Genomic DNA, 25591 nt, shown 5'->3' with positions numbered 1-25591 from the left:
ATTACATGCAAAGGAACTTGAAGGATGGAATTTATTACAACGAAGCAATGGGATGAGGACCTGTGGAAAAAAATAAGAGATATCTATAATGTTGCCTTTGGTGAGCATGCAACCAAACCAGAAAAGATTATTAGAAATATGTTTGCGAAGGAGCTTAGTACTCTTCATGTGTTAATGGAAAATGATGAGGTTTTGGCGATGGCTTTAACGGGCGCACTTTCAGGCTCAAGTGTACTGCTGCTGGATTACCTAGCGGTGCGAAAGGATTTGCGTGGTTATGGAATCGGTAAAGAAATTTGTGATTACGTCATAGAGTGGGCGCGGTCGGAACCTCAATTCAAACGTATACTGGTTGAGGTAGAGTGTGATGAAACGCCTGAAAATAAAGCAAGAATTCATTTCTGGGAAAAATGTGGATTTACTCTGTTAGATGATTATCAGCATTGTTATAAATGGGGACCGCAACATTATATGGCAATGGTTCTTTACCTTAAAAGTAAGCCTGCTGCTCCTTTAAAAGGGGAAGATTGCCTCAGATATATGGCAACATTTCATAAAGAATCCTATAAAATGGGCTAGTTCCTTTTCCGGTTAAACAGTAGAATAATGGTAAGATATTCTACTGTTTAGGAAGGGAAGAGATGAAATGATTACATATCCATCTTTTATGAAGAAGGCAACAATAGGGGTAACTGCACCTTCATCTGGTGTCCAAGAAGATTTGCATGCGTTAGTGAAACTTTCATGCAGTCAACTAGAAGAAAGAGACTATCGCATTATCTGTGGTGATACGGTTTGGACTCAGGATAAAGCAAAATCGTCTCCAGCAAGAAAACGTGCCCATGAGTTTAATGAAATGATGAAGGATGAAACTATTGATCTTATCCTTCCGCCATGGGGTGGGGAACTGCTGATTGAAATTCTTGAAGAACTTGATTTTGATAACATGAAAAATAAGTGGGTTCTCGGTTATTCAGATACGAGCATGCTGCTTCTGGCCATTACGTTAAAGACAGGTATTGCTACGGCACATGGAACGAACTTAATTGATTTAAGAGGAAAATATTCTGATGACACAACCGCTATGTGGGAGAGTGTTTTATCTTCGAAAACAGGGTCATCGATTACCCAATATTCATCTGAAAAATATCAACTGAAGTGGCAGCATGACAATCCTTCTCCTTGTGTGTTTCATCTAACAGAGGAAACTTCATGGAAAACTGTAACGGGTAAAAGGGTAAAAGTTGAAGGGCGTTTGCTTGGCGGCTGCATTGACATCATCAGACATTTAATTGGTACCCCTTATGGGGATTTACAAAACTTTAGAGAAAAGCATATCCATGATGAACCCGTCATCTGGTATTTTGAGAATAGTGAGTTAAAAACAACAGATTTGCGCAGGTCGTTGATGCAGATGAAATTAGCAGGATGGTTTGAAAACTGTTCCTGTATTCTGTTTGGTCGAAGTCCTGCCAATGAATCAGTTGAAAACTATACGATTGAGGATGTTTACCAAGACTTGTCCGATGAAACTCAAATCCCAATTATTTATGACATCGATTGTGGTCATATGCCACCACAAATTACATTTGTGAATGGTGCATATGGTGTGATAAAGGTTGAAGAAGGTAAGGGGATAGTCGTGCAATACTTTAAAGAGTAGAATAGTAGACTTGTTCTCTTTGAATCAAAAAATAGTGGGTAAGGGAATCAGTGAGAGTCTGATTCCAGTTGAAACAGAAAAAGAGTGGATGGCGGTCATCAGAGAGGGAGTCTGATGACCGTGGAACAAAAAATTAGAAATAACGGTCATCAGTTTTTCACTGCCCCTTTTTATAGAATATTTAATCTAAGTTTTTTGACATAAGCGTAGAAACGTCTTTAAAACCCAGCTTTTCGTAAAGATGCTTGGCATGGTTTCCAGCATAAACATTTAATTGGACTTTTTTATGGCCTTCCGCTCGTAATTGTATGAATGCGGCCTTACATAATTTTTCGGCAGCCCCCTGTTTACGATAGGGTGGGAGTACATACATTTCATTGATAAAGCCAACCATTTCATCTGTGTTTTGATCGATGATACGACCTAATCCTACCCAGCCTTGGATGATATTATTTTTAACCCGAACAAGGTAATAACCACCGCCATTTAAAAAAGGAGTCATCATTTCAATTGCCTTTTCACGACTCGGCTTTACATAACCCATGGTGGCCTCTTTAAGTACTTCAATATGGTAATTCAAGATTCCTTGAGTCTCTTCGTAAGTTGCTTTTCTAATTGCCATTTACCTTTTGCATCTCCTTTGAAAACCTAGAATAATCCCATTCCAATTATCTAGTCGAATACCTATCCTATTGTATGGGAATTGGGTTAATATGGATACTAAACGAGGTCCAGGTGAGCAAATTCCAGTCATAACTAAATTTGTGTCAACCTAATAATATTTTTAGTTGACACAATAGAGCTAACCGATTATTCTTAATTTAACGAATACTTTGGGGGACTGGTTATGAAACTTAAAACAATTGATCTTACTTTAGCGGCAATGTTTGTGGCTTTAATGGCTGTAGGGGCTAACATTACTGCCATTGCACCATTTATGGTCGTGGGGGGAGTACCCATTACGTTGCAAACATTTTTCGCTATTTTAGCAGGAGTAGTTCTGGGCAGTAGATTGGGAGCCATTGCTATGGTGGTCTATGCATTTGTTGGTTTAGTAGGAGTTCCAGTGTTTGCTCAATTTGGCGGAGGACTTGGCCATATCCTAAGACCAACATTTGGTTTTATCGTATCTTATGTTTTTACAGCGTATGCTACTGGTTACATAATTGAAAAAATGAAAAATACAGTACGGGTATATGCTTTCGCAGCACTTATAGGGATGGCAATCAACTATGTTTTCGGAACGAACTGGATGTATGCTGCGTATAAAATTTGGGCTGCTGCACCAGAAGCTTTTACCTATAAAATGGCTTGGTTATGGATGGTTGTTCCACTTCCAAAAGATATTATTCTAGCTATTTTAGCAGGTGTTATGGGACATCGTCTAAAACGAACCTTGTCTAGAAGCCAAGCTAGCAATGTTAGAAAAGTGAGCTAATGGGAAGTGGAGGGAATGCTATGAGTAAATGGAATGAATTGGCTTTAGAGGTGCTAAATGGTCATGAAATAACTAAAGAGGAAGCATTAAGTATTCTAAATTCATCGGATATGGAGTTATTAGAGGTCTTGCAGGGAGCTTACTTAATTCGCCATCATTATTATGGTAATAGGGTAAAGCTTAATATGTTAATTAATACGAAATCAGGTCTTTGTCCCGAAAATTGTGGCTATTGTTCCCAATCAAGTATCTCTAATGCTCCAATTCAAAAATATCGAATGGTGGATAAAGATACCATCCTTAAAGGAGCAGATCAAGCTTATCAGCTTCATGCTGGTACCTATTGCATAGTAGCAAGTGGACGTGGTCCTAGTAACCATGAATTAGACCAAGTCGTTTCAGCTGTTAAGGAAATAAAGGACAAATATCAATTAAAAATCTGTGCCTGCCTTGGAATTTTAAAACCAGACCAAGCAGCCAAGCTGAAGGAAGCTGGTGTTGATCGTTACAATCACAACCTTAACACCTCAGAAAATCACCACGACTCTATCACCACATCACACTCTTTTGATGATCGAGTTAATACTGTTGAGTTAGTAAAAGAATCAGGGATTTCTCCTTGTTCAGGGATAATCGTTGGTATGAGGGAAACGAAAGAGGATGTAGTAAACGTGGCAATGAGTCTAAAGGTATTAGATGCAGATTCCATTCCTGTTAATTTCCTACATGCGATTGATGGTACTCCTCTTGAAGGCACAAAGGAGTTGAATCCAAGATACTGCTTAAAAGTTTTAGCGGTCATGCGGTTCGTGAATCCAACGAAGGAAATCAGAATTTCAGGTGGACGTGAAGTTAACCTAGGAAGTTTGCAGCCGCTTGGATTATATGCTGCGAATTCCATCTTTGTAGGGGATTATTTAACCACTTCAGGACAAGAAACTACAGCAGATCATCAAATGCTTGAGGATTTAGGTTTTGAGATAGATTTTGTTAATGAAACTATTAAAGCATAATAAAAATTGTAAAAAATATCTGGGCATCATCCTTTAGATGATGTCCTTTTTTTCGTAATAATTTATTTAAAACTGTTAATATAGAAATAGAAGCTAATGTTCAGTAATAGAGGTCTTGAAGGGAGAACATAATGTCAGAAAAGAATATTTTAGCAGAAGCTTTTAAGAAAACCCATTTTAAGGTGTCTGGTCATGGTCCAAGGAATATTCAAGTGTTAAAAGAGGCATTCATGAATATCGAAGGAGAGTTGGAAAGCGAGCTGTACGGGAAGGGCCAAGTCATCGACGATTTCCAAACGAAAATGGCAAAGTACCTTGGTAAGGAGTCTGCTGTCTTTTTCCCAAGCGGAACAATGGCCCAGCAAATAGCATTACGTATTTGGTGTGACCATAAAGGAATCAATAAAGTGGCGTACCATCCATTAAGCCATTTAGAAATACATGAAGAAGATGGATTTAAGAAATTACACCATATTGAGTCTATTTTATTAGCCGATAAAGAGAGTGTAATTCAACTTGAAGATGTTGTGGGCTTAGAGGAGGAAATTGCCTGTTTATTGCTCGAATTACCGCAACGGGAGATTGGCGGACAGCTTCCAGAATACAAAGCACTGGAAGATATTTCGGCTTATTGTAAGGAAAAGGGAATTAAATTACATTTAGATGGGGCAAGATTGTTTGAAATTCTACCCTATTATCAAAAGTCTGCTGTAGAAGTTTGTGCACTTTTCGATAGTGTTTATGTGTCTTTTTACAAAGGGATTGGCGGAATTGCAGGGGCGATTCTCGCCGGAGATCAAGCCTTTACGGAAGAATCAAAAATTTGGAAAAGGCGTCATGGCGGTGATTTAATTAGTCTTTATCCGTACATCGTAAGTGCCGATTATTATTTTAATCAACGAATTAATAATATGAATCAGTACTATGAGGAAGCAAAAGAATATGCCCGTTATTATAACCAATGTCATAGTGTTTCGACCAAGCCATTGGAACCCGTCACCAATATGTTTCATGTCCATTTTGATGCATCAAAAGAGGAGATGGAACTGATATTTGCATCCATTTACGAGGAAACTGGTATTGGCTTAACTAGTTATGTTCGTGAAGTAACTAAGACAACCAGTAACTTCGAAGTAAGCATTGGAGATTTATATTCTCAGGTTCCAAAAGAAGAATTATCAAATGCTTTCAAACTTTTAGATGAAAAAATGAAAGCCATTCGTTAACTTCATCCATATACAAAGAACTCCCCATTTCAGATGAAGAAATGGGGAGTTCGTTCTTATGCTATATGATATAAGGACCGAAGAATATGGTTAAGAGTAAGATATGAATACCAACAAAATACATAATTCTTACTGTACCGGCCCAGTGATTTGTTCTTTTTGTATGAATCGTTAACCAAAGAGCAATGATTGCGAATAAGATCATGTAGAAATAGGAGCTGCCGGTAAAGGTTAAGTAATTCGGTGCATTTGTATAAATAGTATCTACAAAAAACCGATCTTTCCATATGATTGCTGCAATAGCGTATAGCCCAATTCCCGTATAAAAAAACCAAATTGGATCACGATCAGCGATTCTATTTCTGAACATATACATAAACACAATGAAAAGAATGGGCCAAATAAACCAAATAATAGAAAAGGCAATCCCAAAGAATGACGAAGTTACCATGCCAAGCGTTTTTCCTAGTGCGTGGAGCCAATCGTCTTGCGTGACCTCAATTAAATGACTAATGGTATCCTTATTAGCAGTTGAAATCTTTATTTTATGTCCATCACCATCCAAATCCACCCATGCAATGGTATCTTCATTCGTCCACTGCGGGTTTGTTGAAATTTCTGGTGTATTGCTGCGTCTCTCTGTCTTTGTTCTGCCTTCTAAGTTAATTTCAGCAGTATAGATATTAAAGGTTGAGCTATCATTGAATTGAGTTTCTGTTCGCCCATTGGCGTGAAATAAAACAGTTGCTTTATCGTTTTTTAATTTAAGGACAACATCTGATACCTCCGTCAGGCTTTTCGTGCCCGCGGGGTCGTAAAAGGTTAATGCAAAGAGCGGTGGCGTATCCAGGCTAGTAATCTTTGTTTGCATAAAATAATTGAAAAAAACGGGATTTCCTTGTGTGGATTGCAGCTCCTCCTGAAGTAAAAGGGCTAAGGTTTGATTTTCCAATGCAAAGGAGATATCGTTAACAATTTTTCCAGGGTCAACCTTTACACTTGTTTGATAAACCGTATTTATTTTTCCATTATTTAATTGGTGAAGAGTAAGATCGACCCCGTTTGAATCTGAAGCATAAGCCAGAATATATACTCCCTCTTCGTTTTCCTGCGGAATAATATTTTGTTTCTTTAAATCAACATCCATAATCTTTTCGGATTTCTTACTATCAGGTGGAAGCTGAAAGAGTTCATTTTCTTTTACATAAAGAATCGTATTTTCCAGAGGATAGAACTTTTCAACATTTGTAACAATGGTTTTCTTATCTTGATCGTAAATATTTTTAAAATCATAGTAAATGATTGTTTCATCTTGCTGATATACTTGTGTCCATTTATCTACTGGAATATCGTAAATATTCTGATCTTTAACCTTGTAGTCTTTTCCAAGTGTTGTAGTAGCTAGTTTTCCATCTTCAAATCTAGTAAAAACAAATTCTCCATCCTCTGTCACTTTTACAGGAGGTAGTTTATTTAAATCAGTTACTCCAACTGTTAAGGCCCTGCTCCAATCTGAGGCAGGCGGTTCTGTTACTTTTGTAAAGTTTTCATAAAATAATAATAGCAATCCGAAAATAAGTATAACCCCAGGTAATACCCAATATAACTGTCCTAAGAATTTATCTTTCATCTCAATCCCCCATGTAACTACTTATAATTCTCTATTTGTTTTAATAAAAATAATAGTAACATAATTCTGACAGACGATGCTATTTCAAATACACTTCTTTTGTAAAAAAATGTTATATACCCCATTCCTATAAAATCTAAGTTAAACCTACCCCTTTTCATGTTAAGATTACTAAGAGAAAAAGATATTTAGGAGATACAGATGATAGAAAAGAAAAAACTACAAGAGGTAGATTTATATAAACCGATTCAGAGGTATTTTTCACGTGAAGGTTACGAGGTTTATGGTGAGGTGAGGGACTGTGATATGGTCGCAGTTAAAGAGGTGGAGCTAGTCATTGTTGAATTAAAACTCACCTTGAGTGTAGACCTTCTTATACAAGCTGCCAAACGGCAAAAGTTATCAAATCTAGTTTATATAGCGATTCCTAAACCAAAGATTCGGATGAAATCCAAACAATGGGCCGATAAATGTCAGTTAATTAAAAGGCTTGAGTTGGGATTGATTGTGGTTTCCTTCACAGGGAAGAGTTCAAAAGCAGATATTCTTATTCATCCAACCCCTTATAACCGCAATAAAGGCGCTGCCAGAAATAAGTTGAAGCGCGAAGCCATCTTGAAGGAAATTAGCGGACGCAGTGCCGATTTCAATGTGGGGGGCAGTAATCGGACGAAAATCATGACTGCCTACAAAGAAAATTGCATTCAAATTGCTTGTTTCCTAGATAAAATGGGACCGTTATCCCCAAAGGCATTAAAAGATCTCGGTGCGGGTGATAAAATTCCCTCCATCTTAACAAAAAACTATTATGGATGGTTTGATCGAATTAAGAGGGGAACCTACATCCTTAATGAAAAAGGAAAACTCGAGATGCAGGAATATCAGGAGTTAGTAAAATATTATCTCGAAAAATTAGGGGATGGGGGAGAATCCAATTGAAGAGCATTACAGTTGTTTCCCTATTAGATGTCATTAGTGAACTATTTTCGGAGGAAATTTCAATAGCCGTCTCAGATACGAATGAGTACATCTATTATCGCCCTAGTAAAAGGGTGGATTTGAAGATTCGGCGAGGAGACATTTTGAAAGAAGGGACCATTGCCCATAAGGCGATAACTTCTAGACAGAAGGTATCGGAATTTATTGATCGTGATGTCTTTGGTGTTCCCTATCATGGGATGGCAGTACCATTCTTTCATGATGGGAATCTGGAAGGATGCGTAACAGCGATTTTCCCTTCTTTAACGAGTGGTAAATTAGTTGTAACAATTAAAACCGAGGATGGGTGGATTCCCTTACCTTTTTCTGAAGTAATTTACTTAGAAGCCAAGGAGAAAAAAACGTTTGTAAACGGTAAAGAACATTCGGGTACCCATAAAAATACCTTACAGGATTTTGAATTTTTGCTGCCAAAGGATCATTTTATTCGCTGTCATCGTTCGTATATAGTCAATGTCAATCATATTAAAGAGATATTTCCTGATACACATTCCACCTTTATTCTTTCAATGGATAACGGGGACAGAGTGCCAGTGAGTCAATCGTACTCCAGTTATTTTCGAAGGCTGCTTGGGTTTTAATTATGCTGTTTTAGAAATCGAATTTGCTGTTTTGTCTGAAAATTCCGTAGTTAATCCCCCAATTTCCTTTTTGGTAAACCCTTTCAGTTAAAATTAGTGCAAAGGGGAGTGGGATGAATGATGGATAATAATTTAAAGCGGATTAGAGACCCCAGACTTTGGGATAGGATAGTGACACCAGAAGAGGCAGCGGAGTGGATTGAAGATGGGATGACATTGGGGCTAAGTGGGTTTACGCGGGCGGGTGACGTGAAGGCGGTTCCATTTGCATTAGTAAATCGTGTTAAGTCTGAAGCCTTTAAAGTCAATGTTTATACAGGCGCATCTTTAGGCTCTGATGTAGATAAATTGTTTGCAGAAGCAGGTATTCTTGGAAAAAGACTACCTTTTCAAGCAGATCCGACAATGCGAAAGAAGATTAATAACGGCGACCTGTTATTTGTCGATCAACACTTGTCACACACAGCTGAAATGGTACGTGCCAATGTGATTGCTCCTATTGACTTTGCAATTTTGGAAGCGGTATCAATTACGGAGGATGGAATGGTTATTCCTACTACATCAGTAGGAAATTCGTTATCGTTTGCATTAAATGCAAAGTCGATTATTATTGAAATCAATTTAGCTCAAAATGAAAATCTTGAAGGACTACATGATTTATATGAACCAGGGAAACAAGGGGAGAGGGAACCAATCCCGTTAACAGAAACAGCTGATCGGATTGGAACACACGGAATTAATATTGATGTCAATAAGGTAAGAGGCATCGTTTTTACCAACCAGCTTGATTCTCCGTCAACGATTGTCCCACCAGATGAGGAAACAGAAATCATGGCCCAGCACTTGATTCGATTTTTACGTAAGGAAGTGGCTGCTGGCAGACTTACAGAACGTTTGGCACCGCTCCAGTCAGGGATTGGATCCGTTGCTAACGCAGTTCTTCATGGGATGATTGATTCCGAATTTCATGATTTAGAGGTCTATTCAGAAGTCTTACAGGATGCGGTGTTTGATCTGATTGATGCAGGGAAAGTGCGGACTGCCTCCTGCTGCTCAATCACTCTTTCAGATGGGAAAATGAAAGAGGTATTTGCTCATTTTGAAAAGTATCGTGACAAATTAATCATGCGACCGCAGGAAATTTCGAACCATCCGGAAATAATCCGTCGTCTTGGATTGATTTCTATTAATACGGCTTTAGAAGTAGACATCTATGGCAATGTTAATTCTACACATGTGTTAGGTACAAAAATGATGAATGGTATTGGAGGCTCAGGGGACTTTGCCCGCAACGCCCGTTTGGCCATTTTTGTAACCAAGTCGATTGCAAAAGGTGGAAACATATCTAGTATCGTTCCTTTCGTCTCACATGTGGATCATACAGAGCATGATGTAGATGTAATCGTTACCGAGCAGGGCTATGCCGATTTACGTGGTCTTGCACCTAGAGAACGGGTAGAATTAATTATTGAAAATTGTACCCATCCAATGTACCGAGGGCAGCTTCGTGAATATTACCAAGAAGCATTAACTAGAGGCGGTCAAACCCCGCATGTATTAGAAAAAGCCTTTTCTTGGCATACCAATTTCGCACAAAAGGGGACCATGTTAGTAAAAGTACTTGAAACGGTTTAAGAAAAGATTTCAGATATTAATTTGCATTAATAGGAAATCTCTGTTATAGTAAAGAAGAATTATTTTTGTCTGTCAGTTGGATTAAAAAGTTTTCAAACTTTACGTCTAAAGAACTGAGCAAGGATAGTAACACAATGTGTGCACAGCACACGAGGAGGAAACAACAAATGGAACAAGGTAAAGTAAAATGGTTTAATGCAGAAAAAGGTTTCGGATTCATCGAAAGAGAAGCAGGAGACGATGTATTCGTACATTTCTCAGCTATCCAAAGCGAAGGTTTCAAAACTTTAGACGAAGGTCAAGCAGTTACTTTTGAAGTAGAACAAGGTCAACGTGGACCCCAAGCTACTAACGTTCGTAAAGCATAATAAGAACCGACATATATAAAAGACTCTCATTTGAGAGTCTTTTTTCGTTGTTGTTAAAAGTGACAGAAAAAATTTGCACACAAAAAACCCTGCTCAAAAATTGAGCAGGGCGGGTAATCGAAAAACGTAAAACGTAAAGCAAATGGTAGACACAGTATAGCACACATTTTACTGAAACCCTAATTATATTTAAAAATAATTAAAAAACAACCCATTTAACGGATTCCAGCGGCTTTTTCAACCTGAGCTTGATGTTTAGCATCTGCTTTCCCATCGACATGTCGAGTGCTATTTCCAAAATATACATCAAAATGTCCTGTAATGCCATTGTTAGCAATAAACTCGCGTTCATGGGGCATAAAACTCATGCTGGCTGCTAGTTTTCTCCCATTTACTTCGAGGAGTACCGCTCGTGGTGTCCAGGAAAATCCTCCCCAAATACTTTTGGCAATGTTGGAATCAATTGTTGTTACGGTCTCACTGTCCGCATGATTCGCCCCAATGGTACGTTTGATATAAAAACTTCGCCCCGTTTCAAAGTCTGTCACTTTTGCTGATTTTCCAATGGTAAATACATATTGAGCCTCTGTCCACCAATCCATATATTCTCCATGTCTTACACTTACAACTTCTTTTACCCCAATGTTATGAACAGGAATTTTCAATTTTTGATCGATAGAAAGCATACTGCTCGTTGTCAGGTTATTGGCTTTTAACAATTCAGCCTGTGGGATTCCATAAAGTAAGCTTAAGTCCCAAATGTTCTCACCAGATGCAATCGTATGTGTAGTATAGGTAATGGTATTCGTTCCAGTCTGAGAAGGAGCATTCAACCCATCTGGTATTGTTAGAGCTTGCCCCACTTGTATAAAGTCGCTATTTAAATGGTTAGCAGCTTGAATACTGTCAACACTAACCGCATATCGTTTCGCAATTACGGAAAGACTGTCCCCTGATTTGACAGTATATAGAAAGGTTTTCCTCTCTTCTTTGACAAGTGGTGTAGGGGTCGGACCCGGTGGTTGTGTCGTTGTTGCGCCAGCAGTCGGAATCGTTAATGTTTGTCCAATCGAGAGAATGTCACTAGTTAAGTTATTTGCACTTCTCAAGGCAGAGACAGATGTGCCGAACCGATTCGAAATACTATATAAAGTATCCCCCAGTACCACCGTATATTGTGAAGGCGCAGAAACAGGTGAAGGTGGAGACGGTACAGTAGGAGTTGCGCCAGCAGTAGGAATGGTTAAGGATTGTCCAATCGAGAGAATGTCACTGGTTAAGTTATTCGCACTTTTCAGGGCAGAGACAGTTGTCCCGAACCGATTAGAAATACTATATAAAGTATCTCCCATCACCACCGTATATTGTGTAGGTGCAGACGGGGAAGCAGGAGTTGCGCTAGTAGCTGGAATGGTTAGCGTCTGCCCAATCGAGAGAATATCACTAGTTAAGTTATTCGTACTTCTTAAGGCTGCAACCGTTGTGCCGAACCGATTCGAAATACTGTATAATGTATCCTCAGCAACAACGGTGTAATTTTTGACTCCTGATGCCGGGATGGTTAATACTTGTCCAATCTGAAGAAAATCAGATACTAAATGATTTATGCTTCTCAAAGCTTCCGGAGTGGTACCAAACCTCTTAGATATACCATAAACAGTGTCTCCCGCCACCACCGAATAAACAGTGGCCGAATTTCCATCGGTTTGGGTTACATTTGCTGGGTTGTCTGCCGCTTGAACAGCGTTACTATCATTTGCACTTAATGAAATCGATGTTACCGCCATACCGCCAAGGATAACCTTAATCATCGTTACCTTTAAACCAGGGTACCGTTCTTTTAAAATTTGCTTTGCTGTTGCTTGGAGGCTTTTATTTGAAGCGGGTTCACTGCCGAGTTCTACAGCAAACTCCGATAAATGATCATCAAGGTATATAAATAACGTAAATTCGTCACTTAAAGGATTCAATTTTCTAATTTCATGTCTCTGAACATTCAACTTGTGTATAATTCTCCTTTCGCAAATACAAATATAAACCTTAGTATTCTTCAATAAAACCACAATATGAGGTTGTTTTTACAATAGGTACTATAGTCCCGGAGAATTTTTCCAAGAAAAAAAGTATATCTAAAAGGTTTAAAGGATTTTTTGTTGAAATAAGTATAATAAGTTCTTCCATTGGTGAGGTGGGGTATAAATTGAATGATATCCAATATGCTTTTATAAATGAATTTGGCCATTATGGATTTGATTTTGAACAACCTGAGACTTCGACCCACTTTATAATCGTTTCTATCTTAGTAAAAGGTTCTGATAAAGAAATCCTCGAAAAAGAAGTAGAAAGAATGAAATTAAAACACTTTCCTAAAAGTGAAGTGGACGATCATCTTCGAATGGAAATCTTACAGGATCTAAAGGATCTACCCTTTAAAGTGTATGCGTATGTCATTGATAAACGGAAAATTAGAGAGGACAGCGGCGTTACATATGAAAAGACATTCATTAAATTTTTTAATCGAATGATATTTGATGACTTATATCGTACCTTCGACACCCTTGATCTTGTCGCTGATAAACAGGGATCCAAGGAATTTATGCAGGAATTTATCGCTTATGTAAAACAGAAGTGCGTCCCGGACTTATTTAATTATTCAACCTTTGGCTTTAATAATAGTCAATCAGAAAATCTACTTGAATTGGCAGGGTTTATTGCCGGGACGATAGCGAAAGGGTATGACGTAAAACATCACTCTAAGCAGTACCCATCGTTTTATAAGCTTTTGAAAAACAAAATCATCACGATTAACCTATGGCCACATGATTATAAGCACTTTCTCTATGACTACCATTTTGAAAAAACGGATTCAGAAACCGATCAGATTATCATTAAACAAGCTGTTAATTTGGCTTATCAATACATAGAGGAACATCGGAAAAGTGAAGAAGAGGATGAAAGAGTCCGAATTGATTTACTGAAGTTTCTTTTATTTAATCTGAAGGAAAATCCAGATGAGTATGTGTATACGGAGGAAATTCTTGACAACCTGAATGCCATCAGAGTGAACAAAATTAAACAGCATTATTTTCGCTCAAACATTGTTTCGAAGCTGCGCGATCAGGGATTATTAATTGCGTCTAGCAATAAAGGCTATAAACTGCCCGTATGTTTAAATGATTTATATGACTTTGTAAATCTATCAAGTTTAACTATCCATCCGATGATTCAAAGAGTCGCCAAGTGCAGGGACCAAATCATGCTTGCAACAAACAGAGAAATAGACATTCTCGAAAAGTCAGAATTTGAGTACTTAAAAAGAATGATTGAAATGGAAAAAACAAAGTTAAGGTAAATAAAGAGTAATACAACTCATTCACCTGGACGAAGTTTATATTTCTTATCAAAGGATAATAAATCTATCTTTTGGAAAACTATTGGAAATTAATTGGTCCTATAGGTGGCTATAAATGAACAATTATACCAATGACAACACTGCCAAACGATACAAAGCCCATGTTAGCATTTTAGGCATTTCTCAAATTCACTTACGAAACCCTTATATTATTGCTTGGTGGTCCGCTGCGTTTCCAGGATTCGGACATATGCTATTATCTAAGTACCTTAGAGGGTATGTATTATTTATTTGGGAAGTTATTGTGAATATTAAGGCTCATGTTAATCTAGCAATGATTTACTCCTTTCAAGGGAACATTGATTTGGCGAAGGACGTTTTAGACACAAGATGGCTTTTAATGTATATTCCAGTTTACCTTTTTACCATATGGGATAGTTATCGAACAACGGTTGATATGAACAAAATTTATCTTCTAGCAGACAACGAGGATCACAGTTTTAATACCTTCAGCCTAGGAGCAGTAGAAATAAATTATCTTGATAAAAGAAACCCTGTTATTGCCGTAGTATGGTCACTATTTGTGCCGGGGCTTGGGCAGCTTTATGTACATAGGATTATGACATCCTTTTTTGTTATCTTTTGGGTGGTCACTTTCTATTATTTTTCTCATGCCCAAGAAGCGGTTTCCCTCTTATTTTTAGGTAAGGTCCGTCAGGCTACAGCTGTTATTAATCCTGAGTGGCTCTTATTTCTACCATCACATTATGGTTTTGCTACTTTTGATGCTTACATGAGTGCTATCGAAAGTAATAAACTCTACAAAGAGGTACAAATGAAATATTTAAAAGAGAACTACCAAGCAACAGGTTTTCGACTACTAAAAGGACAAAAGGTGACGTGATTCGTTTGCAGCTCTTTTCCACTTTTGAAAGTAACGCTTTTTTAGAAATAGCCATTTCACAATTGGAGAAAAAGGGAATTAAAAAAGAAGCTATCTTTGCTATCCCACTAGATAATAGAACGGAGGAGCGTAAGGTTTTTGATTCCACGCATCATTCAGACGGCACTTCATTTAGTGATATAGGGATGGCACTAGCAACGGCCTTTTCGGTAATTGGTGCTAGTATCGGATTTAAATTAGCTTGGGGTCCAATTTACTGGGGACTTATTAGTGCCTTTATCGGATTTGTACTAGGACTTTCTATTAGGCTTTTCACTGAAACCGTTATAAAGAAGAAAAAACGAGTTTTAAAAGGGAAGCATTCAGAGGTTATTCTCATTATTGATTGTGAAGAAGCACAAGCTGAGGTAGTCGAAAATATTCTTTGGCACCATTTTGCTTTAGGAGTAGCAAAAGTAAAATAAAATAGCACCACTTTTGAAAAGTGTGGTGCTAGTCTCCATTGATGTGGGTACTGAAATTCTTAACAATCCGCAACATTCACGTTGGGTACTTTTCTAGTAAATAACTTCGTATTTGTTCCAATATAGACCCCAGTTAATACAAATGCTGCCCCGATTCCATGAGACCAAGTGAAGGTTTCTCCTAGGTAGATGGTAGCCATTAATACAGCCGATACGGGCATGACATTAATAAAAATAGAAGCTTTGGCGGCACCAACCTCTTTGATTCCGTAATAATACATAATAAAGGAAACGACAGTTACAAAAATACTCATATGGGCAATCGCTACCCATGTTGAGAAATTAGCCTGAGCGATATCCTGCCAAGATGTTTCTACAAAAGCAAAAGGTGCTAAAAATACCGTACCAAACGCAACCGCATAAGTAGTGGATTCCACGGCACTATATTTTTTCAAAACCACTTTACCGACCACACTATATAAAGCCCAGCTAATGACGGCACCAAGTAAAACGAAATCAATCGTTTCAAAGCCTAATTGAAACAATGTAAGGATATGTCCATCTGTGATAATAAATGCCGCTCCAGAAAGAGCAATTACCATTCCGATAATATGATTCCTTGTGATTTTTTCTTTCAAAAATAACCCAGATAAGAGAACGATTAATACCGGATTTGAGGCAATAAACAGTGAACTCTTAATAACGGGTGCCTGTTTCGTGGCTATAAAGAAACAGATATTATAGAGTGCAATACCGGTTAAGCCAAGAAATGCAAATAATCCATAATCCTTGAGTGTTGGTTTCTTCCGGTTTTTCTCCATCATCCACATAAGTGGAAACAAAAGAACTGCAGCCCCTAAAAATCGTAAAAATGCAACCGTTGCCGGTTCAAAGCTTTGAACCGCAATCTTACCAGCTATAAACGCACTTCCCCAAGTAGCCGTCGCAAAAAACAACATACCGTAAATCATCCATTTCTTGTTCATTCCAATCCCTCATCCATCAATTAATAACTTGTATTGTACCATCTTTTTCGTACTCCGAAATAAAAAATTTAAAATTTTCACTAAGTTCCTATACGTACATAAAACACCTAGTAATGGAAAACGATATAAAAACTGGGAGGGATTTTGGGATGCAAAAGAAAATCTCCAAGTTGTGGAAGCAAGGTTTAAATACCGAACCTGAATTTAATGAACAATCCAATGCTAGGGTTATTGATTTAAAGAAACAGGATATTAGTGCTAGTTATGATCAAAATTTAGCGACCTTTAAGTCTCTTTTTACTGTTCCGGATAATAGTGATGTCAAAGTGCGTGAGTTCACCATCACTTCCCTCAATCGGAAGGGTTTTATTATTTACTTGAGCACAATGGTAGGTTTACAAATCATTATTGAAAGCATAGTGGAGCCATTAATTGATGACGAGCACCCATCAGAAAAAATTCCAGATATTGTTTCCTACCCCATTGCAAGTACAAATACAAATATTGGTGAGATAACAGAATTTATTACTGCTGGGAACACCGCCTTATTTGTGGATGGCGATAAACAATGTTATCTATTTGAAACGACCCAAATTAGTGGCCGATCGATTGAAAAGTCTGAAAATGAGGTAATTGTAAAAGGGGCAAAAGAAGCATTTAATGAAAGAGGAATCGATAATATCGCCTTAATTCGTAAAAAAATTAAAAATGAAAATCTTCTTGTTGAAACCCGGACGATTGCAAAAAGATCTAGGAACAATGTATTTCTTGTTTATCAAAAGGACCTTGTAAATGAAGAACTGCTAAAAACCATAAAAGATAAGCTAGATTCATTTGTTGTTGATAGTATTCTTGATTTAAGTATTTTAGAGCAATATCTAGAAGAGCGACCAAGGTCTTTATTTCCTACTATACTCTATACGGAACGTCCTGACCGTGCGGCCGCTTTTATTGAAGAAGGGCATATTATTTTGTTAATGGAAAATTCACCTGCTTGTTTAATCCTGCCTGCTACCTTCTGGACTATGTTCCATTCGCCAGAAGATCATTACTTGCGTACGCCTTATGGTAATTTCATTCGGATATTACGATTCCTTGCTCTGTTTGTTGCGGTTTTTACTTCTCCAATATATATTGCGATTACAAACTTTCATGTCGGAATGATCCCACCAGATTTATTGATGGCGATTGCCGGTACCAGGGAAAGGGTCCCTTTTCCATCAATAGTGGAAGTCCTCATGATGGAAATTGCTTTTGAGCTTATTCGTGAAGCGGGTTTACGTGTGCCATCCCCCATAGGTCCAACGATAGGGATTGTTGGTGCGTTAATTTTAGGTCAAGCCGCTGTGCAGGCAAACATCATTAGTCCAATTGTCATCATCGTCATAGCCTTAAGCGGATTGAGCTCATTTATTATTGCGGATGGAAGCTTGAATTTTGCCATTCGCATTACACGATTCTTATTTATTTTTTCAGCCGGCTTTATCGGAATTTATGGGATGATGGCACTATTAATTGCAGGACTTTTTTATTTATTGTCATTGAAGTCATTTGGCACACCCTATTTTGCACCGATGACACCACATTCTTTTTCATCAAAGGACTTAATAATCCGTCATGTTCCAATGAAAGAAAGGTTTCGCCCAGGCTATTTAAAACCAAAGGATATCGTTAAACAAAGAAAGGGATAAGTTTATATGAACCAGCACCCTGGAAAACTAGGAATTCGTGAATATGTTTCCATCGCTATCTTAATGGTCGGAGCGAAAGCCACTGAGGATACACCGACCATGCTTTATAATAAGGTACAAAATGCAGCATGGATGATCCCGCTCCTATCAGCCGGAATTTTTTTTATCCCTCTTTATTTATTAATAAAGACATTGTCGCTGTATCAGGGTAAAGATTTGTTTTCCGTAATTAATAAAATACTCGGAAAATATCTGGGTTTTATCATTTGTTTGGTTATATTTATCATCAGCTCATTCGGGATTTCGGCAAGTACCAGGACGTATATTGATATCATTCGAGCGTTTTATTTTACGGCAACACCTAATGTGATCATCTATGCTATTTTAATCATTATCAGTGCATATGGCGCTAAAAAAGGCCTTCAACATATTGGTTCGGTTTCTTATCTGATTGTTTTCTATGTGCTGGTCTCTTTGTATATTGTCTTTTATCTCAGCATGCAGCATGGCAAAATTCAATCCATCTTTCCCATTTGGGGTCCTGGAACGCTTGAAATTTTGAAGCAAGGCCCACAACAACTAACCTTATTTGCTGAGTTTTTTATATTTGCGATGATTATCCCGTACTTCACATCCAACAAAGTTTTCAGTAAAGGAACTTGGATTGCATATGTTTATGTCAGTATCCAAATTAGCGCAGCAACTTTCCTTTTTATCTGTATGTTTGATACCTCACTAGGTGGAATTGGTTATCCATTCCACACAGTGATTCGTTTTATTTCGCTTGGAGAATTTATTCCGAATGTCGAAATCATATTTTTCATCATTTGGATTATCAGTGCATTTATTCGTTTCACTGCATTTTTGTATATCAATGCTCTCATGTTTGGTCATATTTTTAAAATTAAAGACTTTGAATACTTGATTCCATCACTTGCGACGATATATTTATTGATTGGAATCATTCCCGAATCACCCCTGGATGCCGGTCTAGACTTTAAAACTCCAATTACAAACCTAGCGGGTCCTACGTTCGCCGTCATTTCGATTCTTTTATGGATGGTTGCATTGATAAAAGGAGAATTTAAACATGCTAAAAACAAAAACAGTATGTAGATTATTGTTTTATTGCGTCATGATTTGCATTTTAACAGGCTGTTGGGATCGTGAAGAGATTGAAGATAAATCCTATGTGATCGGGCTGGGACTTGATCGTTCTAGTCAGAAGGGTAAAATTAAAGTCACCATGTTACTAGCCAATCCTGAGGTGGGGAGCATTCAAGGCGGTGGCGGTTCAACAGAAAAACCGCGAGAAATTATCTCTTTCGATGCCAATGATTTCATTGCTGCAAAAGCCACTGCTAATGCAGTCATTTCCCGCAAAGTAACTTATGAACTATTAAAAATTTTTGTTGTTTCTGAGGATTTCGCAAGGGACAAAACCTTTCCTTCTACTTTCTATGATATTACAAAGGATAAAGAAATCCACCAAAATAGTTATATAGCTGTATCGAAAGAAAAGGCTAGCCAGTATTTTATTCATAATCGACCGAAAATGGAGACTAGACCGCATAAATACTATCAATTTATGATCAATCATGGTATAGAAAATGGGCTGATTCCGGATTCTACACTCTTCCGTTATCTTCAAACAACGGAAAGAGGGACAGACCTCTTTTTGGCAATGTATACCACAGCCGAAAAGCAGAAGCATCGTGAAATAAAACAGGAAGATGAATACATGGCAGGTGAGTTGAATGCTACAGGGGAACTAGATGATACCCAATTTATTGGTTCAGCAGTCTTTAAGAATGGCGTAATGATTGATAAACTTAACGGTCAAGAAACTCGCGTTATCAATATCTTAGATGATACAACGAATATTAAAGAAATATTAGTGAATTTCCCTAACCCCTTCTCTGACAATAACAAACAGTTTTCAGCAAGAGTCTCGAAGACAAAAAACAATAAAGTAAGGATGAATCTAAAGGGACCTAAGCCAATGATTCTTATAACCGTCCCTTTAGAGTATGAAATTTTGTCAAACCCTTCAATGGTAAATTTTTTAAAGGAAAAAAACCGGCAAATCTTAAAACATGAAATAATTAAAGATGTCGAGGGCTTATTTGAAAAAGTTTTAAAAAAATCACAAACCCAATTAAAAGGTGTACCATACCCTTTATCTTTTAATTCCCGAAGATATTTTGGAACAATTCAGCAATATAAAAAATTTAATTGGGCTAAATCGTATATTCATGCAGACATTCAGGTGAAAGCAGATATTCAAATTATAGATTATGGTAAAATAATTAAAAAACCGATAAAGGTGGGGGAGTAAGTTGCAAATCCTTATTGTTCTTGCTCTGATTTCGATTGCGGTTTATACCTGTGGCTTTGGTGTCACTTTATGGAAAGAAAAAAATAAAATGAGTGCACTTGCAGTTTTTTTCCTTACAGCAACCATCATTATTCTTCCGTTTTTTTCCATTTTATAAATTTCATAAAAATGGATTGTCGTGAAAGGAGAAACACAACAGTTTAATCGCTAGTATACAAGTATTTTATCAGTTATTTTTGGCAAATATAAAGGCGAGGTGATAGAATGGCTAATGCAAAAGTTGGCGATAAGATTTCCTTTAAACGAGAGGGGAATTCTTTAGAAGGTGTGGTTACGGGGGTAAGGGAAAATTCCGTTATGGTTCAATACGGTGTTTCAAAAGAAAAGGATGAACCCTTAATTACGATTGTAAATCATAAAAATTACAAAATTACAAAATAAGAAGCAATCTAAATAATAATCCTTCCAACGGAAAAAAATCCCTTTCATCCAAAGGGATTTTTTTAGTTACTTTTTAATCATGATTTCGTTGATTTTTTCCATTCCCAGCTAAATTGTTTGCAGCATTTTTAGCAGCGTCTACTGCATTCATAGCGACATTCTCAGTGGTTTCCAAGGCACTATGAATAGTATGAAAGGCAGCACCTGCAGTTTCTTTAATTCCATCTGCAACACTTTTGTTGTTTTGCTTTTGGTTAGACATCCTGTTTCACCTCCTAAACAGATATAGGTTATGTAGTTTAAATAGCACTATACTGGATGATTGCTGAAAATAAGTATCGGGAAAAAATATTTCCATTTTGCTCATTCATTTTATAGGGAATAGTAAAGGTGAATAGATAATGTATTTGGAGGTATTAGGATGGAAGAAATGAAAAAAATGGAGAAGTTGCTTCGGGATTATGGGTATCCTGAAAAAGCAATTCCACGTTTAATGAGAGAAATAAGTTCAATGAACTATGATAAGGTGAAAAAGCTAATTTTACCATATAACGATATGACGGCTGGAAGATCATAATGAAATTCATGAATAAATCATAATAATATTATGTAAACTTCAAAAAGGGAGAGCGAACATCAAACCTGCCTTAAAATTGGAAGATTGGTTCAAAAGTTAAATTTCAGAATTAAAGCCAGTTTCCTTTGGACTGGCTTGTTTTCAGTAATGTCTGATCCGGATTACATACCTTATGCAAAGACGCTACTATGTACTCATAACAGTATAAACATATATTTCAAATTTTTGGTGAATAATAGTAGAAAAATGATGAAATTCGGTGGTCCTCATGCAAAGTTTAATAAAAATCTTAGTTCCACGGCAACTATTCTTATTGCTGATTCTTTCAACAGGATTGCTAAATCATGTCATCTTGATTCCCAATCTTCTTCAGGCAGCAGGCAGGGATAGTTGGGTAAGTGTTATTGTTGCATATCCTATTTCTCTTATATTTCTTTGGCTAATCTATTTTATTGTTAAAAATAGCCCAAATGAAGGTTTTTTTCAAATGATTAGGCAACGTCTTGGAAAGAGTGTATCCATTATAATATCGATTCCGGCCATTCTTTTTTTATTTCTAAGCGCCTTTATTACTTTAAGGGACTTAATGATATGGTTAAAAGCCTACTTTCTTGGTGAAACTGCTGTTTTTGTCATTAGCTTCATTCTCATTTTAGCATGTTTCTTAGTAACTCTTGCTGGTGTCAAATCAATGGCAATCTCGAGCGGTTTTTTACTTCCCCTGGTTATGTTATTAGGAATATTTATTGCACTTACAAATACTACCGTTAAGGATCCGCATCTCTTATTTCCAATATTTGCGGATGGATATGTTCCTGTTTTGAAAGGAGTAATCTATGTACTTTCCGGACTTCTTGAAATTTACATCGTGATATTGTTGCAGCCATTCTCTCAGGAACAAATAAAATTTAAACATTTGTTTATTTTATTGACTGCCATAACAGGCTTAATTTTTGGCCCACTTTCTGCTGCAATCATGGAGTTTGGCCCAACGGAAGCAGCCCATTTTAGGTATCCAGCATATGAACAGTGGCGTGTATTAAGCATAGGGGAGTATATTTCTCATTTGGATTTTTTCGCTTTATATCAATGGCTTGCAGGTGCGCTAATTCGTATTGGTTTATTCATGTATCTTTTAGGCATATTTTTTACCAAGAAATTAAAACATTACAGACTGAATCCGAAACTAGTTGGTGTTATCTATCTTTTATTATTTGGATTGATGATCATAAAGTTAGAATCTTACTATTTTTATTTTGCTATCTATAAGTATTTTTTACCTGCCTGTATGGTATTTTTCCTTCTTCAAATCCTGTTATCCGCGTTGATTGTTTCAGTATTAAAGAAAAGGGATGAAAAACAACATGGTAAAAACAATAAACTCGAATCCCCTACTTAATGGCAGGTATAAGGAAAAAGCCGATGAATTAAAAAAGCGATTTAGGAAAAGTGATGACCTGCTTTGTAAAGTGCACCAATCGGATAAAGAACCATTTGAAATGATTTTTTTTGAAAGCTTAATTGACAGTCACTATTTAGATCAATATATTTTGCCAAAACTTGGAGTACATGAAAAAGGAACTGTAGAATATAAGCTTAAATCTTTCTTTCAAGCAGAAGAGGTTTTCTCTAAATCATTAGACGAATTATCTGATTTGCTATTTGAAGGGAACGTACTATTTGTATTGGGGAACGCGCTGTTAAGTATAAAAGCAGGTGACTTACCTAAACGGGCGCCTGAAGAATCTGCTCTCGAGACATCAATTAGAGGTCCAAAAGATGGATTTGTAGAGGATTTAAAAACCAATATCTCCTTAATCCGCCGAAGACTTAATACCTCATCATTATGTCTAGAGAAATATACGATCGGTAAAAGAAGCAGAACAAAAGTGGCTCTCATCTATATTGAAGATATCATTGATCAAAGAGTTCTATATGAAATCCATAAAAGATTAGATAAAGTAGAACTAGATATTTTGACTAGTATTTACGAGCTTGAAGCGTATGTTAGAGACAGGCCCTATTCCGTTTTTCCTAGTATGGACTATACTGGGAGACCAGACTTTGTAGTTCAGGCGCTTAATCAAGGACGCTTTGTACTTTTGGTGGATGGAAATCCCACTGTCATTTTTGCTCCCGTAAATTTATTATTGCAGACAAAATCACCAGAAGATACATACATAAGTTATGCTTATGTTTCAGTAGAAAGAATTATCAGGATGTTAGGTTTAATCATTTCTGCTTTCTTACCAGGAGCTTGGATTGCTTTTTCTGCTTTTAATAGTTCCATATTTACTTGTTGCGACCATTTCCGTCTCTCGTTTTGGACTGCCCTTATCTAGTCCTATAGAAATGTTTATTGTTCTTTTTTTATTTGAACTTTTTAATGAAGCAGGCGTACGCCTGCCAAGAGCCATTGGTCAAACCGTAGCAGTATTAGGCGGGTTAATCGTAGGGGATGCTGCCATACGTGCCGGCTTGACTTCACCAACGATGCTGGTAGTGGCTGCTATTACTTATATTTCTTCTTTTACCTTAGTAAATCAAAACTTAAGCACAGCCATTACAATCCTACGATTCGGTATTATATTATTGAGTACTTTTTTTGGATTGTTTGGTGTCATTATTGGTTTTATTTTAACAATTTTTTATTTTTCTACCATGTCATCCTTTGGATCTCCATATATTGGATCACTTACACCTATCAGTTTCAAAGAATTTAGCAAATCATTTTTTATGATGCCCCGTCAATTCTATAAATCGCGAACATCCATGACAAGCCCGGATGATCAAACAAGGGGTGGAGATCAATCATGAGAAGGAAGTGGATTCTAACCTTTATCAGTGGATGTTTAATGCTTACTGGTTGTTCAGGTTTAAAAAATATTCAAGATTTAACGTATATAGTGGCAATCGGAATGGATTATGATGAAGAAAAACAGGAATATATCGCCTACCTTCAAGGCTTAAATTTTGCTAATGTAGCGAAGCAAGAGGGAGCTAAACCAATTGAACCCATTCCAATTTTTATCGCTTCAGCTACTGGGGAAACACTTAATTTAGCCGTAAGTAAGCTGTATAAAAAGTCGGAGCCCCCTATTTTTTTCGGTCATGTAGAAACACTTGTCTTGAGTAAAAGACTCGTCAAACACCGCTTTAGAGAAGTAATTGAGGAAGTAGGCAGAAATCGGTCGTTACGGCACACGATGCGACTCATAACAACAGAAGAAAAAATACCAGATATTTTTAATATCAAAGCATTATTTAATTATCCAGCCGTTTATACGGTTCTCTATAAAAAAAATTCTGACGATGTGTTTCAGGATGAAATAAAGCCAACAAGGTTAATGCATTTTTTAAGAGAATTTAATGAGCCGATGGGGGTGGCGAAACTGCCTTCTGTAAAGATTGATCATGATACCTGGAAGGCTGAAAAAGACTATCCAGTGTTATATTTTGATGGATATGCTATTTTTCAAAAGCAAAAGTTTATGAAACACCTTTCGATGAATGACGCTGTTTATATTAATTGGCTGTTAGAAAAGCGTGTCTCTATAGATCAAAAAGTGGAAGAAGATGAACAGCTTGTAGCTGCAGTTAAGCTTAGTTCGCCAAAAATGAAGATAAAATACGAAAAGGGAAAGACTTCACCAAAGTTTTCGATAGAAATTTCTACACAAGCAGATTTGCTAGAAAAGATAAAAGAAATTCCCATAGACAAATTAATCAAATTAATTGAAGCAGATATTAAAACGAAAGTAATGAGAATCTATAATGAGGGTCTGGAAAAAAATACAGATCTATTAAACGTGGTTGAAAAATGGTATCGGGAACACCCGCAGCAGTATAAAAAGTTAATGAGAACATCAAACTTCTATTTAGATAAAAATTCCTTAGAAAACGTAAAAGTGGACGTACAGATATTCCATTTTAATTCCTATAAATATGAGGAGAAAAGCTTTGAGTAGTAGAAAATGACAGTTTTGACATTAATTATTATTTTTTAAACAGCTTTAATTTTAGGGGGCTGATTCGGAAACGGGAGCTCTTGAATTCATCAACCCTGTCTGAATACCCCCTTTATTCGAACACAGATGCCTTAGGAATCAGCAAACCAGTCTACCTCATAGTGAGACACAAATAAACTTTGTTTATTTCGAAGAATTTTTATCTCCTCCGCATAGTAAATGGACCTGTTTTACAAACATTTTAACCAGAGGATGGTAAAATTAGATCGATATAATCATTTTTTAGTAGGATAAGAAATAACTAGATAATAGGCTAA

The 25591-nt window shown here is 36.9% G+C and carries 25 protein-coding genes and 1 pseudogene; 21 read left to right on the top strand and 5 right to left on the bottom strand.

The annotated features are described in order from the left end of the window. Positions 1 to 24 precede the first annotated feature (24 nt). Together M3189_RS25115 and M3189_RS25110 are read left to right on the top strand one after the other, a co-directional pair. Positions 25 to 579, top strand: coding sequence for a GNAT family N-acetyltransferase (locus M3189_RS25115; RefSeq protein WP_251639270.1), 555 nt, complete (start codon positions 25 to 27; stop codon positions 577 to 579). Between the two features lie 67 nt (positions 580 to 646). Continuing rightward, positions 647 to 1663, top strand: coding sequence for a S66 family peptidase (locus M3189_RS25110; protein ID WP_251639268.1), 1017 nt, complete (start codon positions 647 to 649; stop codon positions 1661 to 1663). Between the two features lie 181 nt (positions 1664 to 1844). Here the strand turns inward: M3189_RS25110 and M3189_RS25105 are convergent, their stop codons facing one another. Next, positions 1845 to 2285 (bottom strand): GNAT family N-acetyltransferase, encoded by a 441-nt coding sequence (locus tag M3189_RS25105; RefSeq protein ID WP_251639266.1) that lies wholly within the window; start codon positions 2283 to 2285, stop codon positions 1845 to 1847. 225 nt (positions 2286 to 2510) lie between these two features. Here M3189_RS25105 and M3189_RS25100 point away from each other — a divergent pair, with 225 nt between their 5' ends. From M3189_RS25100 to M3189_RS25090, 3 genes are all read left to right on the top strand, one after another. Then, a complete protein-coding gene (locus tag M3189_RS25100) occupies positions 2511 to 3101 on the top strand; it encodes a biotin transporter BioY (protein WP_251639264.1) in 591 nt (196 codons plus the stop codon). A 20-nt stretch (positions 3102 to 3121) separates the two neighbouring features. Then, entirely contained in the window at positions 3122 to 4114 is a 993-nt protein-coding gene (bioB, locus tag M3189_RS25095; RefSeq protein WP_251639262.1) for a biotin synthase BioB, read from the top strand. 131 nt (positions 4115 to 4245) lie between these two features. Beyond that, positions 4246 to 5340 (top strand): threonine aldolase family protein, encoded by a 1095-nt coding sequence (locus M3189_RS25090; protein ID WP_251639259.1) that lies wholly within the window; start codon positions 4246 to 4248, stop codon positions 5338 to 5340. A 61-nt stretch (positions 5341 to 5401) separates the two neighbouring features. On the opposite strand, the gene M3189_RS25085 is transcribed toward M3189_RS25090, so the two are convergent. Further along, positions 5402 to 6970 (bottom strand): DMT family transporter, encoded by a 1569-nt coding sequence (locus M3189_RS25085; RefSeq protein WP_251639257.1) that lies wholly within the window; start codon positions 6968 to 6970, stop codon positions 5402 to 5404. Positions 6971 to 7171: 201 nt separating this feature from the next. Here M3189_RS25085 and M3189_RS25080 point away from each other — a divergent pair, with 201 nt between their 5' ends. The 4 genes from M3189_RS25080 (at position 7172) to M3189_RS25065 (ending at position 10553) form a co-directional block, all read left to right on the top strand. Continuing rightward, positions 7172 to 7909, top strand: coding sequence for a DUF2161 domain-containing phosphodiesterase (locus M3189_RS25080; RefSeq protein WP_251639255.1), 738 nt, complete (start codon positions 7172 to 7174; stop codon positions 7907 to 7909). Beyond that, complete coding sequence (locus M3189_RS25075) at positions 7906 to 8550, top strand: LytTR family DNA-binding domain-containing protein (RefSeq protein WP_251639253.1); 645 nt, start codon at positions 7906 to 7908, stop codon at positions 8548 to 8550. The genes M3189_RS25080 and M3189_RS25075 overlap by 4 nt, the downstream gene beginning before the upstream one ends. Positions 8551 to 8670: 120 nt before the next feature. Beyond that, positions 8671 to 10185, top strand: coding sequence for an acetyl-CoA hydrolase/transferase family protein (locus tag M3189_RS25070; RefSeq protein WP_251639342.1), 1515 nt, complete (start codon positions 8671 to 8673; stop codon positions 10183 to 10185). Between the two features lie 167 nt (positions 10186 to 10352). After that, positions 10353 to 10553 (top strand): cold-shock protein, encoded by a 201-nt coding sequence (locus M3189_RS25065; protein WP_026568674.1) that lies wholly within the window; start codon positions 10353 to 10355, stop codon positions 10551 to 10553. A 215-nt stretch (positions 10554 to 10768) separates the two neighbouring features. Here the strand turns inward: M3189_RS25065 and M3189_RS25060 are convergent, their stop codons facing one another. Further along, the gene (locus tag M3189_RS25060) at positions 10769 to 12553 is read right to left on the bottom strand and encodes a muramidase family protein (protein WP_251639251.1); all 1785 of its coding nucleotides are present in this window, start codon (positions 12551 to 12553) and stop codon (positions 10769 to 10771) included. A 200-nt stretch (positions 12554 to 12753) separates the two neighbouring features. Here M3189_RS25060 and M3189_RS25055 point away from each other — a divergent pair, with 200 nt between their 5' ends. The 3 genes from M3189_RS25055 (at position 12754) to M3189_RS25045 (ending at position 15273) form a co-directional block, all read left to right on the top strand. After that, positions 12754 to 13905: a DUF3800 domain-containing protein gene (locus tag M3189_RS25055; protein WP_251639249.1), complete on the top strand. Its 1152-nt coding sequence runs from the start codon at positions 12754 to 12756 to the stop codon at positions 13903 to 13905. Between the two features lie 115 nt (positions 13906 to 14020). Next, positions 14021 to 14809, top strand: a complete 789-nt coding sequence (locus tag M3189_RS25050; protein ID WP_251639247.1) for a hypothetical protein — start codon at positions 14021 to 14023, stop codon at positions 14807 to 14809. A gap of 5 nt (positions 14810 to 14814) precedes the next feature. Further along, the gene (locus M3189_RS25045) at positions 14815 to 15273 is read left to right on the top strand and encodes a hypothetical protein (RefSeq protein WP_251639340.1); all 459 of its coding nucleotides are present in this window, start codon (positions 14815 to 14817) and stop codon (positions 15271 to 15273) included. A gap of 59 nt (positions 15274 to 15332) precedes the next feature. Here M3189_RS25045 and M3189_RS25040 read toward each other — a convergent pair whose 3' ends face one another. After that, complete coding sequence (locus tag M3189_RS25040; RefSeq protein WP_251639245.1) at positions 15333 to 16259, bottom strand: DMT family transporter; 927 nt, start codon at positions 16257 to 16259, stop codon at positions 15333 to 15335. Between the two features lie 149 nt (positions 16260 to 16408). Between M3189_RS25040 and M3189_RS25035 the strand changes: the two genes are divergently transcribed. The 5 genes from M3189_RS25035 (at position 16409) to M3189_RS25015 (ending at position 20729) form a co-directional block, all read left to right on the top strand. Beyond that, positions 16409 to 17950, top strand: coding sequence for a spore germination protein (locus tag M3189_RS25035; RefSeq protein ID WP_251639243.1), 1542 nt, complete (start codon positions 16409 to 16411; stop codon positions 17948 to 17950). 6 nt (positions 17951 to 17956) lie between these two features. Further along, complete coding sequence (locus M3189_RS25030) at positions 17957 to 19066, top strand: GerAB/ArcD/ProY family transporter (RefSeq protein ID WP_251639241.1); 1110 nt, start codon at positions 17957 to 17959, stop codon at positions 19064 to 19066. Then, entirely contained in the window at positions 19041 to 20288 is a 1248-nt protein-coding gene (locus tag M3189_RS25025; protein ID WP_251639239.1) for a Ger(x)C family spore germination protein, read from the top strand. The genes M3189_RS25030 and M3189_RS25025 overlap by 26 nt, the downstream gene beginning before the upstream one ends. Before the next feature lies 1 nt (position 20289). Next, positions 20290 to 20445 carry a hypothetical protein gene (locus tag M3189_RS25020; protein ID WP_251639237.1) on the top strand — a complete coding sequence of 52 codons (156 nt, stop codon included), beginning with the start codon at positions 20290 to 20292 and terminating at the stop codon, positions 20443 to 20445. A 107-nt stretch (positions 20446 to 20552) separates the two neighbouring features. Continuing rightward, on the top strand, positions 20553 to 20729 hold the full coding sequence (locus M3189_RS25015) for a DUF2187 family protein (RefSeq protein ID WP_221826204.1): 177 nt from the start codon (positions 20553 to 20555) through the stop codon (positions 20727 to 20729). Between the two features lie 73 nt (positions 20730 to 20802). Here M3189_RS25015 and M3189_RS25010 read toward each other — a convergent pair whose 3' ends face one another. Next, on the bottom strand, positions 20803 to 20991 hold the full coding sequence (locus tag M3189_RS25010) for a hypothetical protein (RefSeq protein WP_251639234.1): 189 nt from the start codon (positions 20989 to 20991) through the stop codon (positions 20803 to 20805). A 159-nt stretch (positions 20992 to 21150) separates the two neighbouring features. Between M3189_RS25010 and M3189_RS25005 the strand changes: the two genes are divergently transcribed. From M3189_RS25005 to M3189_RS24985, 4 genes and pseudogenes are all read left to right on the top strand, one after another. Beyond that, on the top strand, positions 21151 to 21306 hold the full coding sequence (locus tag M3189_RS25005; RefSeq protein ID WP_165978996.1) for a hypothetical protein: 156 nt from the start codon (positions 21151 to 21153) through the stop codon (positions 21304 to 21306). Positions 21307 to 21574: 268 nt separating this feature from the next. Continuing rightward, positions 21575 to 22705 carry a GerAB/ArcD/ProY family transporter gene (locus tag M3189_RS25000; RefSeq protein WP_251639232.1) on the top strand — a complete coding sequence of 377 codons (1131 nt, stop codon included), beginning with the start codon at positions 21575 to 21577 and terminating at the stop codon, positions 22703 to 22705. Beyond that, positions 22659 to 24123 (top strand): annotated as a pseudogene (locus M3189_RS27245) (spore germination protein). Before M3189_RS25000 ends, M3189_RS27245 begins: the two are co-directional and overlap by 47 nt. Continuing rightward, positions 24120 to 25274: a Ger(x)C family spore germination protein gene (locus M3189_RS24985; protein ID WP_251639227.1), complete on the top strand. Its 1155-nt coding sequence runs from the start codon at positions 24120 to 24122 to the stop codon at positions 25272 to 25274. Before M3189_RS27245 ends, M3189_RS24985 begins: the two are co-directional and overlap by 4 nt. Positions 25275 to 25591 lie beyond the last annotated feature (317 nt).

Source organism: Neobacillus niacini, assembly GCF_023715415.1.
Taxonomy (GTDB): Bacteria; Bacillota; Bacilli; order Bacillales; family Cytobacillaceae; genus Neobacillus; species Neobacillus niacini_C.
This window is presented reverse-complemented; position numbering and strand designations above follow the sequence as displayed.

Excerpts from the sequence above, each read along its gene's own strand:
- M3189_RS25115 (WP_251639270.1), top strand. The coding sequence starts at position 25 with ATGGAATTTATTACAACGAAGCAATGGGATGAGGACCTGTGGAAAAAA.
- M3189_RS25105 (WP_251639266.1), bottom strand. The coding sequence starts at position 2,285 with ATGGCAATTAGAAAAGCAACTTACGAAGAGACTCAAGGAATCTTGAAT.
- M3189_RS25070 (WP_251639342.1), top strand. The coding sequence starts at position 8,671 with ATGGATAATAATTTAAAGCGGATTAGAGACCCCAGACTTTGGGATAGG.
- M3189_RS25015 (WP_221826204.1), top strand. The coding sequence starts at position 20,553 with ATGGCTAATGCAAAAGTTGGCGATAAGATTTCCTTTAAACGAGAGGGG.
- M3189_RS25065 (WP_026568674.1), top strand. The coding sequence starts at position 10,353 with ATGGAACAAGGTAAAGTAAAATGGTTTAATGCAGAAAAAGGTTTCGGA.
- M3189_RS25090 (WP_251639259.1), top strand. The coding sequence starts at position 4,246 with ATGTCAGAAAAGAATATTTTAGCAGAAGCTTTTAAGAAAACCCATTTT.
- M3189_RS25005 (WP_165978996.1), top strand. The coding sequence starts at position 21,151 with ATGGAAGAAATGAAAAAAATGGAGAAGTTGCTTCGGGATTATGGGTAT.
- M3189_RS25025 (WP_251639239.1), top strand. The coding sequence starts at position 19,041 with ATGCTAAAAACAAAAACAGTATGTAGATTATTGTTTTATTGCGTCATG.
- M3189_RS25100 (WP_251639264.1), top strand. The coding sequence starts at position 2,511 with ATGAAACTTAAAACAATTGATCTTACTTTAGCGGCAATGTTTGTGGCT.
- M3189_RS24985 (WP_251639227.1), top strand. The coding sequence starts at position 24,120 with ATGAGAAGGAAGTGGATTCTAACCTTTATCAGTGGATGTTTAATGCTT.
- M3189_RS25050 (WP_251639247.1), top strand. The coding sequence starts at position 14,021 with ATGAACAATTATACCAATGACAACACTGCCAAACGATACAAAGCCCAT.
- bioB (WP_251639262.1), top strand. The coding sequence starts at position 3,122 with ATGAGTAAATGGAATGAATTGGCTTTAGAGGTGCTAAATGGTCATGAA.
- M3189_RS25080 (WP_251639255.1), top strand. The coding sequence starts at position 7,172 with ATGATAGAAAAGAAAAAACTACAAGAGGTAGATTTATATAAACCGATT.
- M3189_RS25040 (WP_251639245.1), bottom strand. The coding sequence starts at position 16,259 with ATGAACAAGAAATGGATGATTTACGGTATGTTGTTTTTTGCGACGGCT.
- M3189_RS25030 (WP_251639241.1), top strand. The coding sequence starts at position 17,957 with ATGAACCAGCACCCTGGAAAACTAGGAATTCGTGAATATGTTTCCATC.
- M3189_RS25010 (WP_251639234.1), bottom strand. The coding sequence starts at position 20,991 with ATGTCTAACCAAAAGCAAAACAACAAAAGTGTTGCAGATGGAATTAAA.
- M3189_RS25110 (WP_251639268.1), top strand. The coding sequence starts at position 647 with ATGATTACATATCCATCTTTTATGAAGAAGGCAACAATAGGGGTAACT.
- M3189_RS25035 (WP_251639243.1), top strand. The coding sequence starts at position 16,409 with ATGCAAAAGAAAATCTCCAAGTTGTGGAAGCAAGGTTTAAATACCGAA.
- M3189_RS25085 (WP_251639257.1), bottom strand. The coding sequence starts at position 6,970 with ATGAAAGATAAATTCTTAGGACAGTTATATTGGGTATTACCTGGGGTT.
- M3189_RS25000 (WP_251639232.1), top strand. The coding sequence starts at position 21,575 with ATGCAAAGTTTAATAAAAATCTTAGTTCCACGGCAACTATTCTTATTG.